Source organism: Corynebacterium sp. CNCTC7651, from assembly GCF_021496665.1.
GTDB lineage: Bacteria > Actinomycetota > Actinomycetes > Mycobacteriales > Mycobacteriaceae > Corynebacterium.
Map to the genome: position 1 here is coordinate 364,271 of NZ_CP071246.1, position 16,000 is coordinate 380,270.

Below are 16,000 nucleotides of genomic sequence, written 5' to 3' on the forward strand. Positions count from 1 at the left end.
CCCTCAACCCCATCAATCCGGCCCAAGACACTATGTGCTCCCCGCGCTAGCGGGGATGAGCCGTTCCGGCGCGAGAGGAATCGTGCGGCGACTACGTGCTCCCCGCGCTAGCGGGGATGAGCCCCCGAAGATGTTCAGCTCATGCAGATCACCGACGTGCTCCCCGCGCTAGCGGGGATGAGCCGGTGACGTGGTGGATCTCCGGGCGGGTGGAGGTGTGCTCCCCGCGCTAGCGGGGATGAGCCCGCACTGCTGGTCTCGCTCGGCGTGACCGGCTCGTGCTCCCCGCGCTAGCGGGGATGAGCCCGAGAAGTTCGGCTACATGGCGAATGCGATCATGTGCTCCCCGCGCTAGCGGGGATGAGCCCCCCATCGACCCCAGCCCCTACTGGGACGGCACGTGCTCCCCGCGCTAGCGGGGATGAGCCAGCGCATTACCGGGGCCAATGACCTGCCACACGTGCTCCCCGCGCTAGCGGGGATGAACCCTCGTCGACGGTGCGGTTCTTCTCGGATTGGCTGTGCTCCCCGCGCTAGCGGGGATGAGCCGCTTGATCACGGTGTCTGCGCTGAGCTCATTCTGTGCTCCCCGCGCTAGCGGGGATGAGCCGGCTTCGAGGAGCTTGCGCTGCTCCCAGGTTTGGTGCTCCCCGCGCTAGCGGGGATGAGCCCCTCCACCACAGGTGCCCCAAAATCCGTCACCCGTGCTCCCCGCGCTAGCGGGGATGAGCCCGAGTCTTGACGGTACCCACCAATCGCCTCAATGTGCTCCCCGCGCTAGCGGGGATGAGCCCTGGCGACCGTCGCCAAGCACCAGCCCCGAAACGTGCTCCCCGCGCTAGCGGGGATGAGCCCTCCCGCACCACCCGGTCGGAGTGCACAGACACGTGCTCCCCGCGCTAGCGGGGATGAGCCCCCGAAGACGGTCACCCTCTCCGACGGCCGCACCGTGCTCCCCGCGCTAGCGGGGATGAGCCCAAGCCGGGTACGTTCCCGTCTGCCTGGTCGCAGTGCTCCCCGCGCTAGCGGGGATGAGCCCTCCCGCCAACCGAAACGTCACGGAGGGGTGAAGCGCTCCCCGCGCTAGCGGGGATGAGCCCGAGCACGGTCTTGCCCTGCTCCGGACGGTCTGGTGCTCCCCGCGCTAGCGGGGATGAGCCGAACGGGCCAAGCGCCACCACGTAGGCGCGGTGGTGCTCCCCGCGCTAGCGGGGATGAGCCCCTCAACCGAGGCTAATTTTGTACACCCGTATGTGTGTCCGCCGTGAGGATCTGAAAAACTGGAAGACGAACCACAAGAAGTCCGGCTTCCTGCCGCACGAGCGCGCGTTCATGGATGCCGTGTTCGGCTGCTACCCAGACGACGTGGCGCAAGATGCAGAGCTTAAGGATCTACCGGGTTCGGCTGGTGCGGTGGATTACGTTTCCGGGAAGCGTCGAAAAGCATGCGAAGCCCCGGCCTGTTTCGATGTCGCGCGGCGGCTGAACCCGGAGGACGCGAACTTGCTCGAGCGGGCGCAGCGGGCGTGGGTGGACAAGGTGCCGTCGGTGGAAGAGCGCTGGTCAGACCACTCGCCGCTGGTGGTGGAGTACCGCTAGCTCTGCCCCGGGGCGAGAGCTGTGAGACCTGCGCTCTTCGCGGCCTCCTGAAGACGGCGATCGTAGGTGACAATCGCGCTAGCGCCGCCGAGGAGGGCCGCGGTTAAGTGCAGTGCGTCGAGGGACCTCAGCGTCGCGCCGGGCAATTGCCCCGCTAGGCGAAACGCCGCTTGGGTCAACGTGACCAACTCGATCGACTGGAGAAAGTCTGAGATCTCGCTCTGCGCAATCTCCGGATGCCGGACGGCAACACGGCGCAGTTCAGTCTCGAGCAACGTCGAGGAAAAGATTTGTGGAGAGCTCTCTAGAATCGCCTGCTCCAAGGCATCCGATTCGGCCTCATCCGCGAAGAACTTAAGGGCAGCCGAGGTATCCAGGTACCAGCGGTGGACAGGCTCAAATACGCTCGTCACGGTAGCCCTCGAGGAGTTCATCCGTGGTGGCCGAGAGTTTCCGGCGGTACTGCTTCCCAATCCGGAGCGGGCGGCTCGGCTTCTGCACAGGAAGGATGCAGCGCCTTTCGGCACCATCTTCCACGCCGACTAGCCGCGCGACTGGGCGCCCCCGGTTCGTAATCACAAACTCTTCGCCCGCCTCAACCGCGCGCAGAATTTTCCCGCTATCGTTTCGCAATTCCCGCTGAGAGATGTGCTCCGCCATGGTCATGCTACGAGCGTAGCGCCGAAACTTTCCCGTGTGGCGCGGCGTTTGAACCCGGAGGACGCGGGGTACACGTGGTGGAGTACCGCTAGGCGCCGGGGGATAGTATCTGCAACCCGGCTTCGTTAGCTGCCACCAACATGCGCTTGTCGTAGGCAATGAGGGCGTCCGCCTGCATATCCAGGGCAATCGCGACGTGTAGGGCATCCAGGGATCTGAGATGCCGGCCCGGAAGTAATCCGGCTTGGTTGAAAACAGGTCGGTCGATCTGAACGACGTGAAACTTCCGCAGCAGGTTGGAGACGAGCTGCTGGGTGAGATTCGTTTCGCGCTGCGCCGCACGTCGCAACTCGGTCACGCCTAGGTCAGAGATGTAAAGCTGCGGATTGATGTTTCGTATCGCTGCAACCAATTGCGGAGACTCGGCCTCTCTCAGCAGCAGTTTCAGGGCGCCGGTCGTGTCAAAGTACCAGGCGGCCATAGCTTCCAGCTGCTAATCGCTCCGCAGTGCTGCCAGAATTTCTTCGGAACTGCGTTCGCCGTCGACCATGTCGTCGACACTGAAACTGGCGGGCTCCGTTGGTGGCGTGATCACGAGGCGGCTCGTTCGCACATCGCGCGCTTCCTTACCTGCCCGTGCCCCAGCTCGCCTAGCCACAGTCCGGCTAGCGCGGTACGTTCCCGACACAGGCTTTACCGACCTGTTGTTCATATGCACAGGGTATGGCCAAGCCGGCGCGGAGAGAATAGTAACTGCGGGAGCCAATCCCTGAACATTGTTCAACTAAGGCACTACACTGCCACACATTCCCTGTTGTTGAACGGCGTTCAGGAGTACCCATGACTGCACCAGTTGAAACCAAAGACATCCTCGACATCGCGCGCGAAAAGTGCCTCGAGCGCGGCGAGGGCCTGACCCAGGACGAAATCCTGCAGGTCCTGCAGATCGAGGATGAGCGCCTCCAGGAGCTGCTCGACCTCGCCCACCAGGTGCGCATCAAGCACTGCGGCGTTGACGTCTCCCTCGAGGGCATCATCTCGCTGAAGACGGGCGGCTGCCCCGAAGACTGCAGCTTCTGCTCCCAGTCCGGCCTCTTCGAGTCCCCGGTGCGCGCCGTGACCCTGAACATCGCTGAGCTGGTCGAGGCTGCGAAGCAGTCCGAGAAGATGGGCGCGAGCGAGTTCTGCATCGTCGCCGCCGTGAAGGGCCCAACGGATGAGCTGCTGGACCAGGTCGCAGAGGCCGTCACCGCGATTACGGAAGAGGTGGACATCTCCATCTCCGCGTCGCTGGGCATCCTCACCCGCGAGCAGGCGCACCGCCTCGCCCAGATGGGCGTGATGCGCTACAACCACAACTTCGAAACCGCGAAGTCTTTCTTCCCCAACGTGGTGACCACCCACACCTGGCAGGAGCGCAAGGACACCCTCGAGCACGTGCTGGCAGAGGGCATGGAGACCTGCTGTGGCGGCATCATCGGCCTCGGCGAGACTATCGAGCAGCGCGCAGAATTCGCCGCCCAGCTCGCCGAGATCACCCCGCACGAGGTGCCCATGAACTTCCTCGACCCGCGTCCGGGCACCCCGTTCGCGGACCGTCCGCTGGTCCCGCAGGGCGAAGCGCTGCGCGCAGTTGCCGCGTTCCGCCTGGCCATGCCGTCAACCCAGCTGCGTTTCGCCGGCGGCACGGAGCTTGCGCTTGGCGACGACGGCACGGAGCAGGGCCTCCTCGGCGGCGCCAACGCCATCATCGGCGGCAACTACCTGACCACCTTCGGCCGCCCGATGGAGAAGGACCGCGAGGCGGTGGACCGGGTGATGGATTCCAACCTGAATCTCACCATCACTCCGGTTGGCCAGAAGCAGAATTCCGGCCACGGCGCGCTGTACGACACCCTCAAGTCCCTCTAATGCGCGTCCCCGATTCGACGGAGCTGGCCGACGCCATCCTCAGCGGCGAGATCGCCTGGCCGATCAACCCGGCCCGCCCCTACGACGCGCCGCGGATCTGCCCGATCTGCGAGCGCCGCATGGTGGTGAAGATCAGCCCGATGGCGTGGGAAGCCGCCTGCTCCCGCCACGGCCTGCTGCGCTCGGAGTGGCTGGAGCGGTAGGACCAAGCCTCTTCACAGTTAAAGGTCCAACTGGATCCGAAGGGCCCTATCAAGCTCAGATATTTGCTGCTGGGAGAGTTGTGCGATGCGCCGGCTAAGCCGGTGCACGGAAACCGCTCGGATTTGCTCCGGTTGAGTTTTCGAGTCCAGCCGGAGGCCCGTTTCGTCAGCCTTAAGTAGCGTTTGGAACGGGTAGACGTTGGTGGTGTTCGAAGTAATCGGCACCACCGTCACCACGCCTCCGTGGATGGCTGCACTCTGGTTGGCAAGATCGTTGCTTATTACGACAGCTGGCCGGGTTTTGTTGGCCTCGTGCCCAACGGTCGGCTCGAAGTCCACCAGATAGATTTCACCCCTTAGCATCTGCGAGTCCATCTCCGGATACGGCATCCCATTGTTCCGCTTCGGCTTTCCACGTGGGATCGCTGAAGCAGGAATCGTAGGCACGAGCTAGGGATTCGCGTTGGAGCGCCCGGATTGCTGCTCTCACCCCCTGGGAGCGAGTTTGAAACTTATATTCCGAGACCAGAGCATCGAGCGTTTCCACATCGGAGCGAGGCAAACTCACACTAATCTTGGCAACGTCAGTCATACCAAAAATCGTACCCGCTTCCGAAAACTGCGATCTAGGGCTGCACGCGCTCGCTCCTACCGCACGAACCGGCGCGTACGGGCGAAGACAATCGCACACGCCGCCAGCACGATGCTTCCACCGAGCGTGACGGCAATGATGTAGCTGGTGGTGTGGAACGGGGCGAACGGATCTTCCGTTACCACACCGACTAAGACACCGACGAAGCTGCCGATGAACAGCGCGCCCATCAGTAGCCACAGCATGCGAGTGTCTTTTGCAAGACCGATTGCGAGGCCGACCAGCGAAATCGTGAGAAAGATGACGAAGTGGAACAGCAGGGTCAGCGCGGCCGAGGATGCGTCCTGCGCCGCCCCTTCGACGAGGTGGGGCTCGCCGTACTCGTCAATCCAGGGCATCGGCTCGCCGTTGGTGATGATGAACGGGTCGTACCACAAGTAATACGGACTGTGCGCTTGGTGGTACACCGCGGATGCGGCCGTTAGCGGCGCGAGCACAACCGCCGCCACCAGCGCCGTCAACACCGCCGAGTTCATCCAGCGGTTGAAGCTGGCGCCGAGCTGATTCAACGCTGGCCAATTCGCTGCGCCGGCCGCGAAGAACAGGCACAGGGCGGCGGCGCTCGCCATGGTCCACAGGCCTCCGTCGCCGAACTCGAGGCGGCCGAGGGGAGTCACCAGGCACAGCAGCACGAACCCGCCCAAGTAGATCGCCGGTTTGAAGGGGCTGAGGAAGAGTTTCATCGTGCGGTCCTTTCGGTGGCCAGGAGGTCAATCAGTTCGGCGTCGTCCGGGTAAGAAATGGGCAGGTGGCACTCCTCTTCGCGGAGGGGTTCGGCGAACGTGGCGCGCGTTGTTGGGCCGAGGCTGGACGATTCGGCGACGGGGAAGCGAGCGGCCAGCTCCTCTATCTCGGCGGTGGGGCCAGTGACCGTGGGGAAGCACACCCGCGCGTCATCCAGCGCCACCGGGCGCGAGACCTCACGGCCGAACACCTGAATCACGTGCGTGGCCAGGCCCGCGAAGTCCTCCGGCCGGTGCGATGCCATAATCACGGTGCGTTCCGGGCTTTCCGCCAAATAATCGATAAGGCGTTGACGGACCTGTTTGCGCGTAGCGACGTCGATGCCGTCGAAGGGTTCGTCGAGAAGCAGCAGGGGTGCCCCGGTGGCAAGCGCGACCGAAACGGTGAGCAGCCGCCGCTGGCCCACGGAGAGGTTCTTGATGCGAGCGTCGTGGAAGTCCACCGCTCCGAGCGGCCTGACGGCGCGCGCGGCGCGCAGGTGATCGCGCACGGTGGAGCCCGCGAACTTTGCATCCGCACCCGCGGGGACGAACGCGGCGTGCGGGCCCATCAGCGAATGGAGGTAGTGGGTTTTGCCTGCGGCATTAGGCCCGACCAGGGCGTAAAAACCGGGTTCCAAGTTCATCGGTTGCGCTCCTTGGCAATCATGTCGGCCAGTTCTTCCGTAGTGAATCCGAGCTGGTCGGCGGCGTGGACAAAGGGTTCGACGAAATCCCGGGCAAACGCTTCACGACGAGTGCTTAACACCTGCTCCCGCGCCGAATCCAGCACGAACATGCCGAGGCCGCGACGCTTTTCCAACAGGCCCTCGTTGAACAGCTCGGTGAGCGCTTTGGCCGAGGTGGTGGGGTTCACAGAGTGGTAGGCGGAGAGCTCGTTGGTGGACGGCACGCGGTCGCCCGGAGCGAGCGTGCCGGCCCCGATCATGTCGCGGAGCTCGTCCGCGATCGCTTGGTATATGGGTTTACCACTCATGTGGGTAACCATATAACTAGAAAAGCGCTGCCGTCAAGGGCAGCGCTGAAAAATCCGGGGTGGGCTAGTACCGGGCGAAGTTCTGGGTGGCGTAGCGCTTGCCATTCGGCGCGTCAGCAACGCCCACGCCGATGTGGGTGATCGTCGGATCAAGCATGTTCTTGCGGTGGCCCGGGGACGTCGCCCACTGGTTCACCAGCACGTCCGCGTTCGCGTCGGACCAGTTCTGCAGCACGTTCTCCGACGCATAGCGCCACCCGGCCGGGTAGTACGAGGTGAAGCTCGGGCGGTGGTAGAGGCGCCCCTCGCGCGCAAGCCGCTCCGACCAATCCTGGGCGAGGTTGTTCAGCTCCGGCATCGGCTCAAGCGCGTGCAGGCCGTTGCGCTCGCGGAAGCGGTTCGTGGCGTCGATGAGCTCCTGCTGCGACACGCTCACCGAGCCCTCCGCGCGCGACACCACGTGCACCGGAGAGCTGCTGCCCGGCGTCAGCGGAACACCAACAAGCGCGCTCAGCGCCGTCAAGAACGCGATGATCGCGCCAATCAGTTGCTGCGGGTTCATGTTGGGCAAGGGTGGCATAGGTGCTCCGTTCGGGGCTGGAAAAAGCTTAACGACGTTACATGCAATCTAAATCACAAAACCAGCGCGCGGGCGGTTTAGGGGCGGTTTAGGGCAGTTTTCACGAATGCGGCGATCAGGGATTGGCCGTTGCGCTGCAAGGAATCGTCGTAAAGCAAAAGCTCCTGTGCGATGGCGGCGCCGTCATGCCCGCTGCGTTCCGCCCACTCGCCGGCGACGGCGGGCGTGACCTCCGGGTGGAACTGGACGGTGAGGATGGGGCCGAGCCGCATCGCTTGGATGGGGCAGCGGTCGCTGGATGCGAGCAGTGTCGCGCCGGGTGGGAGTGCTGTGACGGCGTCGTGGTGCGACTGCGCGACGATGGGCGCGGGGCCGAGCGCGCCTAAGATCGGGTCGCTTTTGCCGGTGTCCGTAAGCGTGATGCGGGTCGCGCCCTCCTCGTCCTGCGGGGTAAGCCCCACCGCAACCTCGCCGCCGAAGCAGTCCGCGACGATCTGGTGGCCCAGGCAGATGCCCAGGACGGGGACCTGCGCGGCGTGGACGGCGCGCAGCAGCTCGTGCACCTGCGGGATCCACGGGGAGGCCTCGTAGTCCAGGGCATCGGCGCGCCCGCCGAGGAGGATGATGCCGTCACCGCAGTCCGCGAGCGGCGGCACCGGCTCGCAGGTGAGATCCACGGTCCGCGTGTGAGCCCCAGCCTGCGCCAGCCAGCCGCTGAGGCGCTGGGGCGGCACGATCGGGTCCGGCTGGAGGATGGTGATGTGGGGCATGGACGTACACTAACCCCATGGCTTTGCAGCGCGTTCTTTCCGGCATTCAACCCACCGCGGACTCCTACCATCTGGGTAACTACCTGGGTGCGCTGAAGCAGTGGATCGACCTGCAGGACGGGTACGACGCGTTCTACTTCATCCCGGACCTGCACGCGATCACGGTGGAGCAGGACCCGGAGGAGCTGCGTAACCGCACCATCGCGGGCTGCGCGCAGCTGATCGCGCTGGGCATCGACCCGGACAAGTCCACGCTGTTCGTGCAGTCCCACGTGCCGGAGCACGCGGAGCTGACCTGGGTGCTGCAATGCCTCACCGGTTTCGGCGAGGCCGGGCGCATGACGCAGTTCAAGGACAAATCCGCCAAGCACGGCCAGGACCGCACCTCGGTGGGCCTGTTCACCTACCCGATCCTGATGGCGGCGGACATTCTGCTGTACTCCCCGCAGCTCGTGCCGGTGGGGGAGGATCAGCGCCAGCACCTTGAGCTCACCCGCAACCTGGCGGAGCGTTTCAACGCCAAGTACGGCGAGACGTTCGTGGTGCCGGAGGGCATGATCCCGGAGGGCGCGGCCAAGATCTACGACTTGCAGGAGCCGACGGCGAAGATGAGCAAGTCCGGCACTAACCCGAAGGGCTTGATCAACTTGCTGGATGAGCCGAAGGTGTCCGCCAAGCGCATCCGCTCCGCCGTGACGGACGCGGACGGCGTGATCGCGTACGACAAGGAGAACAAGCCGGGCGTGTCCAACCTCCTGGTCATCCAGTCCGCGCTCACCGGCCGCCCTGTGGACGAGATTGTCGCGGGATACGAGGGCCAGGGCTAGGGCGCGCTCAAGGTGGACACCGCGGACGCGCTCGAGGCATTCACCACCCCGCTGCGCGCCCGCTTCGACGAGTTGATGGCGGACCGCGGCGAGCTGGAGTCCATCCTCGCCCGCGGCGCTGAGCGCGCCCGCGAAGTCGCGGGGCCCCTGCTTGCCGACGTGTACTCCAAGGTCGGCTTCCTCACTCCCCGCCGCTAAGCACTTCCTCTACGATGAGGGGCTGGACCACATCGGAATGAGGAAGGGACGGTCGATGGCAACCTCGACATCGCCGCGCAAGGCCTACACTGACCAGCAGGGCATCGAGCGCGCCACCAAGCAGCAGCAGCCAGACTTGGAAGACAAGCTAGAGAGAAAGGCCCCGGCTGCGGCGCACCTGATGCGGATGCAGGAGCGCTTTGCGGAGCAGGGCGGCAACCAGTTCGCCGCCGGCATCACCTACTTCTCCGTGCTGGCGATCTTCCCGCTGGCGATGCTGCTGTTCGCGGCCGCCGGTTTCTTCCTGAACGCTCGACCGGAACTGATGCAGCAGATCCAGGACCAGATCACCCAGAACCTGGAGGGTGACCTGGGCGATTTAGTTAACAGCATCCTCGAGGCTGCGATTGACCAGCGCGGCGCCGTCGCGGGTGTAGGTTTGCTGACCACCCTGTGGTCCGGCCTGAACTGGATGAACCACCTGCGGGCGGGTGTCACCACCATGTGGGGCCTGGACGCGAACGAGGGCGGCAACTTCGTGGTGAAGAAGCTGCGTGACCTGCTTGGGCTGATCGGCCTGATTGCGCTGCTCCTTCTGGCGTTCGGCGTGACTGCCATCGGCGTGTCCGGGTGGACGTCCCAGGTGATGGAGTACTTCGGCCTCGGCGACTTCCCGGGCTCCCGCGCGCTCGTGTGGTTTGTCGGGTTCTTGGTCTCTGTCCTGGCCAGCTTCCTGGTCATGTTGTGGGTCGTGATGTACATGCCGCGCACCAAGGTCCCGGTGAAATCCGGCCTAAAGGGCGCGCTGCTAGGTGCGATCATCTTCGCCCTGATTCAGCAGTTCGCCGGCCTGATCATCGGATCCGCAACGGGCAACCCGGCCGGCGCAGTGTTCGGCCCGATCATCTCGCTCATGGTTGTGCTCTACCTGGTCTGGCGCGTGGTGCTGTACGTCTCCGCGTGGACGGCTACCACCGAGGAATCGCTCAAGATGCAGCCCGCGGACGTGCCACCTCCAGCCGTGATCAACGTGCGCGCGGGTGCCGCGTCCAGCAGCAAGGACAACACTGGTAAGGCAGTCGGCGTAGGCGCGGCCCTGGGCGCCATCGGCGTGGGCATTGCCTCGCTGCTCACCCGCAGCTAGCGGCGCTTTGCAAACCGCCGGCTGAACCAGGCGACTAGGCCGGCGAGTGCGAGCACACCGGCCACAGCCGCAACAGCGATGAACCGCTCGCGCGGCTGCCTCCCGGCCGCGTCGGCCGCCTCCTCCACCCCGCCCGGGGCCGGAGACGAGGTGGTTGGCGCGGCCGTCGCTGTTTCCGCGGTGGGCGTGGGGGTGACCGTGGTCGGGGCGGTGAGCGGCTCCAGCTCGGCCACGCCGCTCCCGGCGTGCAGCGGGTACGCCGCGTGCAACAGGGCCTGCGCCTGCTGCCACGGGGCCATGTCCCACGACGAAGTGTCCAGCACAACCGCCATCAGGCGGCGGCCTTCGTGGTCCACGGCGCCGACGAAGGTGTGGTTCGCGTCGTCGGTGTACCCCGTCTTGCCGCCGATGCCGTCCGGGTCGAACATGAACAGCTTGTTGTCGTTCCACAGCTGGAACCCCGGCAAATCCCCGAACCCCGGGAAGTCGTAGTGCTCGGTGTTTGCAATGGCGGCGAACGTGGGGTTTGCAAACGCCGCGCGGTACGCCAGCGCCATGTCCCAGGCTGAGGTGGACATGCCTGCGGCATCGAGGCCGGAGTAGGAGGCGGCGTGGGTGTCCAACATGCCCAAGTCTTGCGCCTTCTGGTTCACCTTGAGCAGCGTCACGGCATCGCCGCCAAGCGCCTGCGCTAGTGCGTGCGCGGTGTCGTTGCCGGAGTTGAGGATCAGCCCGTGCAGCAAATCCCGCGTGGTGTACGTGCCCTCCGCCCCAATGCCGGCGGCGGAGCCCTCCTGCCCCGCGGATTCTTCGGAGACCGGAACCTCCGCGTCCAAGTCCAGCTCCTCAATTGCCACCATGGCCAGCAGCACCTTGATGATGCTGGCCGGCCGGTAGCGCCCGTGCGGATCCTTCATGGCGATCACTTCGCCGGAATCCAGGTCTGTCACCAACCATGCGGACGCGACCACGCCGGGGTTCACCTCGTACCCGGCCGGTGCAATGACCCCGCACGGGCCGGTGTACACCTGCGGCAGCGGCGTCGGCGTGGAGCCGTCGGGGCGCCGCTCCGACGTACTCACCGGCTCCGGCGGCACCAAGGACTGCGGGCAGTGATCCGTATCAGGAGCGCGGTCGCGGCTCGGCGGGATCCACATGCCGTTCGCGTCGTAATATCCCGACGTCGGCAATACCGGAGGCTCCGTCGTGCCTGCCTGCGCCAGGAGTGCCGCCCCGGCCACCGCCGCTGCTGCGAATTTCACGTCTACTTCCCCCTCGCCTGGTAGCGGGCCACAAGGCGTTCGATCAGCTCGTCCGTGAGCACATCATCGCTCAGGATCATATCGAGCATTTCGCTTTTCGACGCATCCTTGCCCTCTACAAGTTCCTGCTCCGCCAAGTCGTCGGTGAACTCTGCCAGGAACTCATCCGCGTCGCTTTCTGCCTGCTCCCGGCGTTTGCCTCGCTGCACTTCCGCCTCAATGCGGCGGGCAAGAGCCTTCTCCATCTGGCGGTGGCGCCACGCGCGCATGGCCTTCGGCTCCAACCCGCGGGCAACGGCGCGGGAACGGCGCTCCGCGATGCGGGCGAGCTTGGTCACCTGGGCCGCTGTCTCATTGATCGGGGCGACCTGGGTGGTGGACATGCGCCAGTTGCCGTAGTAGCCGACCAGGAAGAGCGCGAAGCTGACAACTGGCCCCAGCACCAAACCCCAGGCAGCGTAGCCGGTCGCGTTGCCTACCAGCGCCACGATGGAGCAGGCGACGGCGGGGACAACTGTGGGCTGGTTGTTGCCGAACACTGCCGGCTCACGGCCGGTGACCACGTCGCGGATCATGCTGCCTCCGGTGGCAGTGAGCACGCCCATCAGGATGGAGGGCAGCACCGGCAGGTTGTAGGCGATGGCTTTGGTGGTGCCCGTGGACGCCCACAGCGCGGAAATCAACGCGTCACCATGCGTCTCCACAAAGTGCCACGTGCGGCCGCTGAAGTAAGTGAAGCGGGCAATCAACGCACCTGTCAGCGCCAAGATGAGGTATTCCGGCTCGCGCATGGCGGCGACGCTGCCTTGGTTAATCAACACGTCGCGAAGCATGCCGCCGCCGAGGGCGGAGAGCATCGCGATGAAGAAGAACCCGACAATGTCATAGCCACGCTGGCGGGCGATGGTGCCTCCGATGATGCTCATGATGAGCACGCCGGAGACATCGAACCACCGATAAATTGACGCGATCAGGGGATCGACTTGGTCCACGGTCATAGCCGGTCATTCTAGGGCGGACCTGTGGTGCCGGCCGGACCGCGGGTTAGAACTTGGAGAAGCGCTTGATCAGCTGGTCTTCCATGTCCTTCCACGCCTGCGCCTTGTCGTTGAACGGCGCGGAGGGGACGTAGCCGGCCGCTTCTGTGGAGCCGAGCATGAACGCCAGGTAGTCCTGCATACGCGGGTTCGCCAGCAAAAGAGAGTTCAGCGAGTCATCGCGCGCCCAGTCCGCGGCATCCGCCAACAGCTCGTACGCCTTTGCCATCTGCTTGGTGTCCACCGCGTCAACGCCCTTGGCAATGTCTTCCGCGATGCCGTTGAAGGAGTACGCGTTGTCCGGGTGCACTTCTACCTTCAGCTCGCCGGCGTTAGCCTCGTTCATCAGATCCTGCCAGGTGGAAACGCCTGCGAGATCGTGCTCGTCGTTCTCCAGGATCCAGCGGCCGAGGTGCTTCGCGGTGGGGAAGGTAAAGATCTCGCCGTACTTGCCCAGGAACACCGGGGAGCTACCCAGGTAAGTGCGCAACGTGTACACGGTCTTGCCCTGGATAGAGATCTTCACTGGGTCGATGCCGGCGCGTGCCCACGAGGATGCGTCGTACGGGTCCTGCTCCGCCATGCGCGCGGCCTCGCGCTGCGTCTCGGCCTCCTTCGCCTGGGCGCGGGAATCCGTGGCCGAAGCAATGGCTGCGGCAGCCGCGCTCACTGCACCAGCGTCAAGGCTTGCGGAGTCCACCACACTCACGGCGCTGTCCAGCGATTGCACCACGGATGCCCAGTTAGCAAGCACAACGTGACCGATGCTGGACCACTCGTCGAGCCCGGTGTCCCCAGAGAAGTGGTCAGAGCCGCGGGCGACGCTGTTCAACACGGAGTGCGAGGCGAAGAAGATTTGCGCTTGCTCCGCACTGGCCACATCGGCGAGCGAACGGGAGATTTGGAATACGCGGGAGACGGCGGACACGTTCTCGTGGCTCGGGCGCCCCGCCAGGAAGTCCGGTGCGCCGATGATGTCGATGTACTGCTTCTCCGAAGGAACGACACGGTCCTCGCCCTGCGCCTCAAACGCCGCCCACTTGGGATGGTCCGTGAGATCGTGGCGCGGGGTGGACTGCAGGTAAGCCAGCAGCTCTTCGGGTGAGTGGAACACAAGAATCGCTTCATCATCACCAAGGAAGGCCTGCCACTCGGAGCCCTTCTCCTTCCAGGTCGGGGCCCAGAGCGTGTAGAAATCGCCCTGGGTCAGGGACAGCTTGACGGGAAGAATCGCGCGGGTGCTCATGGTGGGTAACTGTACGTTGCACCTACGCGGTCGGCCGCCAGAACCCCATAAAGGCCATCCCCATATTGGAGGTCCGAACAGGGTTGATCTGCACCGGATCGCCAGCCTCGATCATCATGCCGTCCCCCACGTACATCGCGGCATGCCCAGACCAGATCACAAGATCACCCGGTTGCAGCTCCTCGAATGTCACCTGCATGCCCACCGCTTGATCGGCTGCGATCCGCGGGATCTCAAACCCGGCCTGGCGGTACGCCCACGACGTCAGCCCGGAGCAGTCGAAACCGCCCGGTTGCGTGCCTCCCCACAAGTACGGGGTTCCCAGCTGGGACTTGGCAGCGGTAACGGCTGCGGCCGCCACCGCAGAGGGATTAGGCGGGGCGGCGGGCACCACCGCGGGAGTAGGCGGCGGGGCTTCGCTCACCGGCCCGGCAGTAATGCTCACCGGCACTGTCTCCGCGCTCCTTATAGGCGCGCTCGCACCGCCGCTGAGCTGCGGCACAGCGGCGACTGGCGGGGCGTCCCGGAATGCGGCGGGTGGCGGCGGCGGGGTCGGAGTCGCCTGCGGGGGCGCACTCGCGGCAGGCGCAGGTGGAGTCCCCAAAGCAGTCTGGGCGGCGTAGGCGGATAGTTCCGCCTCGGCATTGTCGGTCTTTCCCGTTGCTGTTGGGAACGCCACAGTGATGGCCTGCGCAGTTGCTGCGGCGAGGCGCTGGGCAGCGGCATCGAGACCTGCACGCATGTCGTCGAGCGCACTTTGCGCATTGGTGAAGGCCAACCCGATGAGGCCAGCGGCCGCTGCCATCTGTGCAACCGGTCCCGCCGGAGTTGCCGCGGCTACTGCGGAAGCAACGCTGGGCCCTAACCCCATCGCGATTTTGGTCAGCTCTATTCCGGCCGCGGCGGTAAATAGCGCCGCCGAAGCAAGCTCGTCGCTGATTGCCGCGCGGTGTGCTTCCAATGCGGCGATCGCGTCGAGACGCGGCTGCGCATCGGCCCCCACCACGTGCGCCAAGGGGACAAACGCCGCGAAATCGGGGACCCGGAACGTGGACAAGGTCGGAATGATTTGCGGGCGCGCCGCAAGGATCTTCATTGCGGCGGTCAACGGGTCATAGATCCCGTCTACGCGTGGGTTGAAAATCGCGTCGCTGTACACTTTCGCCACGTTTCCTGCAGTTGAGGACATTGAAGACAGCGCCGCCGTCACAGCACTGCCTCCAGCGCCTCGCACATGCAGCCGTCCACCGCAGCGGCCGCGTGAACGGTGAGATCCATGGCGGCTGCAACGCGGCGGGCATCGGCGCGTACCTCTTCGGCCCGCCGGTTCGCGCAGGTCACCGCTTCGTCAACGGCAGCACGGAACGCGGCGAATGGCCCACCGCAAGGAAACGGTGGATTACCAAGCAGGGTTAAGGACGCGGCATCAGCCCGCAGGTCATCGGTGAACGTGGAAACAGTAGAAGCATCGAGCACAAAGACAGTCATGGGTATTAGACGTTGAGTAACCCGTTTCGGTTCCATCCCCGCCTACCATGGGGCGCATGGAGATTAAGGTTGTCGACCACCCGCTTGCCGCGTCGCGTTTGACCATCATGCGCGACGAGCGCAGCAACAACGCCACGTTCCGCGCCGCACTCGCGGACTTGGGTGCCATGCTCATCTACGAAGCTTCCCGCGACTTGCCGGTAGAGACATTCGACACGGCCACCCCGGTGGGCACCGCGACGGGTGTGCGTCTGCAGACGCCGCCGATCATCGTCCCCATCATTCGCGCCGGGCTGGGCATGATTGATCCTGCGCTGTCCATGATCCCGGACGCGCAGGTGGGTTTCATCGGCATGGCGCGAGATGAGAAGACGCACCTGCCGGTGCCGTACTTGGAGGCGCTGCCGGATAACCTGGCCGGCCAGCCGGTGTTCTTGGTGGACCCGATGCTGGCAACTGGCGGTTCCCTCATCCACGCCATCGATCTCCTTGTGGAGCGCGGGGCGGACGACATCACGTGTGTGTGCATGGTGAGTGCTCAGCCCGGCGTCGATAAGCTCGCAGCCCACGATGCGCCGGTGCGACTGATTACGGCGACCATTGATCCGGCGTTGAACGAGGATGCGTACATCGTGCCTGGCCTGGGCGATGCGGGCGACCGTTTGTACGGCCCCCGCAACATCGACCTGTAGCCGTGGCGGGAG

Annotated in this window: 18 protein-coding genes, 2 pseudogenes and 1 CRISPR repeat array (1 of these 21 only partly in view); of the genes and pseudogenes, 6 read left to right on the plus strand and 14 right to left on the minus strand. The window is 65.0% G+C overall.

Annotation, left to right across the window (positions count from 1 at the left end; genetic code table 11):
* A CRISPR array of direct repeats spans window positions 1–1,221; the repeat unit is 28 nt; unit sequence GTGCTCCCCGCGCTAGCGGGGATGAGCC; it begins 4,060 nt to the left of the window's first position.
* A 30-nt stretch (window positions 1,222–1,251) separates the two neighbouring features.
* Window positions 1,252–1,599: pseudogene (locus JZY91_RS01805) on the plus strand (exodeoxyribonuclease III); the annotation flags it as partial.
* On the opposite strand, the gene JZY91_RS01810 reads toward JZY91_RS01805, so the two are convergent.
* The 3 genes from JZY91_RS01810 to JZY91_RS01820 all read right to left on the minus strand — a co-directional run bounded on the left by JZY91_RS01810 (window position 1,596) and on the right by JZY91_RS01820 (window position 2,740).
* On the minus strand, window positions 1,596–2,012 hold the full coding sequence (locus JZY91_RS01810; protein ID WP_234948293.1) for a type II toxin-antitoxin system VapC family toxin: 417 nt from the start codon (window positions 2,010–2,012) through the stop codon (window positions 1,596–1,598). The pseudogene JZY91_RS01805 and the gene JZY91_RS01810 overlap by 4 nt on opposite strands.
* Window positions 1,996–2,265, minus strand: a complete 270-nt coding sequence (locus tag JZY91_RS01815) for a type II toxin-antitoxin system Phd/YefM family antitoxin (protein ID WP_234948294.1) — start codon at window positions 2,263–2,265, stop codon at window positions 1,996–1,998. The genes JZY91_RS01810 and JZY91_RS01815 overlap by 17 nt, the downstream gene beginning before the upstream one ends.
* Window positions 2,266–2,347: 82 nt before the next feature.
* Window positions 2,348–2,740: a type II toxin-antitoxin system VapC family toxin gene (locus JZY91_RS01820; protein ID WP_234948295.1), complete on the minus strand. Its 393-nt coding sequence runs from the start codon at window positions 2,738–2,740 to the stop codon at window positions 2,348–2,350.
* Window positions 2,741–3,099: 359 nt separating this feature from the next.
* On the opposite strand from JZY91_RS01820, the gene bioB reads away from it, so the two are divergent.
* Together bioB and JZY91_RS01830 are read left to right on the plus strand one after the other, a co-directional pair.
* On the plus strand, window positions 3,100–4,170 hold the full coding sequence (gene bioB, locus JZY91_RS01825) for a biotin synthase BioB (RefSeq protein ID WP_234948296.1): 1,071 nt from the start codon (window positions 3,100–3,102) through the stop codon (window positions 4,168–4,170).
* Window positions 4,170–4,373 (plus strand): hypothetical protein, encoded by a 204-nt coding sequence (locus tag JZY91_RS01830; RefSeq protein ID WP_234948297.1) that lies wholly within the window; start codon window positions 4,170–4,172, stop codon window positions 4,371–4,373. Before bioB ends, JZY91_RS01830 begins: the two co-directional genes overlap by 1 nt.
* Window positions 4,374–4,391: 18 nt before the next feature.
* Here the strand turns inward: JZY91_RS01830 and JZY91_RS01835 are convergent, their stop codons facing one another.
* From JZY91_RS01835 to JZY91_RS01860, 6 genes are all read right to left on the minus strand, one after another.
* The gene (locus JZY91_RS01835; protein WP_234949012.1) at window positions 4,392–4,736 is read right to left on the minus strand and encodes a type II toxin-antitoxin system PemK/MazF family toxin; all 345 of its coding nucleotides are present in this window, start codon (window positions 4,734–4,736) and stop codon (window positions 4,392–4,394) included.
* Window positions 4,737–5,021: 285 nt separating this feature from the next.
* Window positions 5,022–5,708: a hypothetical protein gene (locus JZY91_RS01840; protein WP_234948298.1), complete on the minus strand. Its 687-nt coding sequence runs from the start codon at window positions 5,706–5,708 to the stop codon at window positions 5,022–5,024.
* On the minus strand, window positions 5,705–6,394 hold the full coding sequence (locus tag JZY91_RS01845) for an ABC transporter ATP-binding protein (RefSeq protein ID WP_234948299.1): 690 nt from the start codon (window positions 6,392–6,394) through the stop codon (window positions 5,705–5,707). The genes JZY91_RS01840 and JZY91_RS01845 overlap by 4 nt, the downstream gene beginning before the upstream one ends.
* On the minus strand, window positions 6,391–6,744 hold the full coding sequence (locus JZY91_RS01850; protein WP_234948300.1) for a GntR family transcriptional regulator: 354 nt from the start codon (window positions 6,742–6,744) through the stop codon (window positions 6,391–6,393). Before JZY91_RS01850 ends, JZY91_RS01845 begins: the two co-directional genes overlap by 4 nt.
* Window positions 6,745–6,808: 64 nt before the next feature.
* Window positions 6,809–7,306 carry a CAP domain-containing protein gene (locus tag JZY91_RS01855; protein WP_234948301.1) on the minus strand — a complete coding sequence of 166 codons (498 nt, stop codon included), beginning with the start codon at window positions 7,304–7,306 and terminating at the stop codon, window positions 6,809–6,811.
* 95 nt (window positions 7,307–7,401) lie between these two features.
* Complete coding sequence (locus tag JZY91_RS01860) at window positions 7,402–8,094, minus strand: type 1 glutamine amidotransferase (RefSeq protein ID WP_234948302.1); 693 nt, start codon at window positions 8,092–8,094, stop codon at window positions 7,402–7,404.
* Between the two features lie 17 nt (window positions 8,095–8,111).
* Here JZY91_RS01860 and trpS point away from each other — a divergent pair.
* Window positions 8,112–9,119: pseudogene (trpS, locus tag JZY91_RS01865) on the plus strand (tryptophan--tRNA ligase).
* Window positions 9,120–9,174: 55 nt separating this feature from the next.
* Window positions 9,175–10,263, plus strand: coding sequence for a YhjD/YihY/BrkB family envelope integrity protein (locus tag JZY91_RS01870; RefSeq protein WP_234948303.1), 1,089 nt, complete (start codon window positions 9,175–9,177; stop codon window positions 10,261–10,263).
* Here the strand turns inward: JZY91_RS01870 and JZY91_RS01875 are convergent.
* From JZY91_RS01875 to JZY91_RS01895, 5 genes are read right to left on the minus strand one after another with little or no spacing between them, the layout of a single operon-like run.
* The gene (locus tag JZY91_RS01875) at window positions 10,260–11,525 is read right to left on the minus strand and encodes a D-alanyl-D-alanine carboxypeptidase family protein (RefSeq protein WP_370639235.1); all 1,266 of its coding nucleotides are present in this window, start codon (window positions 11,523–11,525) and stop codon (window positions 10,260–10,262) included. The two genes, JZY91_RS01870 and JZY91_RS01875, sit on opposite strands and share 4 nt — an antisense overlap.
* Window positions 11,526–11,527: 2 nt before the next feature.
* Window positions 11,528–12,523 carry a trimeric intracellular cation channel family protein gene (locus tag JZY91_RS01880; protein WP_234948304.1) on the minus strand — a complete coding sequence of 332 codons (996 nt, stop codon included), beginning with the start codon at window positions 12,521–12,523 and terminating at the stop codon, window positions 11,528–11,530.
* A gap of 46 nt (window positions 12,524–12,569) precedes the next feature.
* Window positions 12,570–13,808 carry a hypothetical protein gene (locus JZY91_RS01885; protein ID WP_234948305.1) on the minus strand — a complete coding sequence of 413 codons (1,239 nt, stop codon included), beginning with the start codon at window positions 13,806–13,808 and terminating at the stop codon, window positions 12,570–12,572.
* 22 nt (window positions 13,809–13,830) lie between these two features.
* Complete coding sequence (locus tag JZY91_RS01890) at window positions 13,831–14,976, minus strand: C40 family peptidase (protein ID WP_234948306.1); 1,146 nt, start codon at window positions 14,974–14,976, stop codon at window positions 13,831–13,833.
* A 38-nt stretch (window positions 14,977–15,014) separates the two neighbouring features.
* Complete coding sequence (locus JZY91_RS01895) at window positions 15,015–15,296, minus strand: hypothetical protein (protein ID WP_234948307.1); 282 nt, start codon at window positions 15,294–15,296, stop codon at window positions 15,015–15,017.
* Between the two features lie 56 nt (window positions 15,297–15,352).
* Here JZY91_RS01895 and upp point away from each other — a divergent pair, with 56 nt between their 5' ends.
* Window positions 15,353–15,988, plus strand: a complete 636-nt coding sequence (gene upp, locus JZY91_RS01900) for a uracil phosphoribosyltransferase (protein WP_234948308.1) — start codon at window positions 15,353–15,355, stop codon at window positions 15,986–15,988.
* Window positions 15,989–16,000: the final 12 nt, after the last annotated feature.

Excerpts from the sequence above, each read along its gene's own strand:
- JZY91_RS01850 (WP_234948300.1), bottom strand. The coding sequence starts at position 6,744 with ATGAGTGGTAAACCCATATACCAAGCGATCGCGGACGAGCTCCGCGAC.
- JZY91_RS01870 (WP_234948303.1), top strand. The coding sequence starts at position 9,175 with ATGGCAACCTCGACATCGCCGCGCAAGGCCTACACTGACCAGCAGGGC.
- JZY91_RS01880 (WP_234948304.1), bottom strand. The coding sequence starts at position 12,523 with ATGACCGTGGACCAAGTCGATCCCCTGATCGCGTCAATTTATCGGTGG.
- bioB (WP_234948296.1), top strand. The coding sequence starts at position 3,100 with ATGACTGCACCAGTTGAAACCAAAGACATCCTCGACATCGCGCGCGAA.
- JZY91_RS01815 (WP_234948294.1), bottom strand. The coding sequence starts at position 2,265 with ATGACCATGGCGGAGCACATCTCTCAGCGGGAATTGCGAAACGATAGC.
- JZY91_RS01845 (WP_234948299.1), bottom strand. The coding sequence starts at position 6,394 with ATGAACTTGGAACCCGGTTTTTACGCCCTGGTCGGGCCTAATGCCGCA.
- JZY91_RS01840 (WP_234948298.1), bottom strand. The coding sequence starts at position 5,708 with ATGAAACTCTTCCTCAGCCCCTTCAAACCGGCGATCTACTTGGGCGGG.
- JZY91_RS01895 (WP_234948307.1), bottom strand. The coding sequence starts at position 15,296 with ATGACTGTCTTTGTGCTCGATGCTTCTACTGTTTCCACGTTCACCGAT.
- upp (WP_234948308.1), top strand. The coding sequence starts at position 15,353 with ATGGAGATTAAGGTTGTCGACCACCCGCTTGCCGCGTCGCGTTTGACC.
- JZY91_RS01860 (WP_234948302.1), bottom strand. The coding sequence starts at position 8,094 with ATGCCCCACATCACCATCCTCCAGCCGGACCCGATCGTGCCGCCCCAG.
- JZY91_RS01835 (WP_234949012.1), bottom strand. The coding sequence starts at position 4,736 with ATGCTAAGGGGTGAAATCTATCTGGTGGACTTCGAGCCGACCGTTGGG.
- JZY91_RS01885 (WP_234948305.1), bottom strand. The coding sequence starts at position 13,808 with ATGAGCACCCGCGCGATTCTTCCCGTCAAGCTGTCCCTGACCCAGGGC.
- JZY91_RS01820 (WP_234948295.1), bottom strand. The coding sequence starts at position 2,740 with ATGGCCGCCTGGTACTTTGACACGACCGGCGCCCTGAAACTGCTGCTG.
- JZY91_RS01830 (WP_234948297.1), top strand. The coding sequence starts at position 4,170 with ATGCGCGTCCCCGATTCGACGGAGCTGGCCGACGCCATCCTCAGCGGC.
- JZY91_RS01855 (WP_234948301.1), bottom strand. The coding sequence starts at position 7,306 with ATGAACCCGCAGCAACTGATTGGCGCGATCATCGCGTTCTTGACGGCG.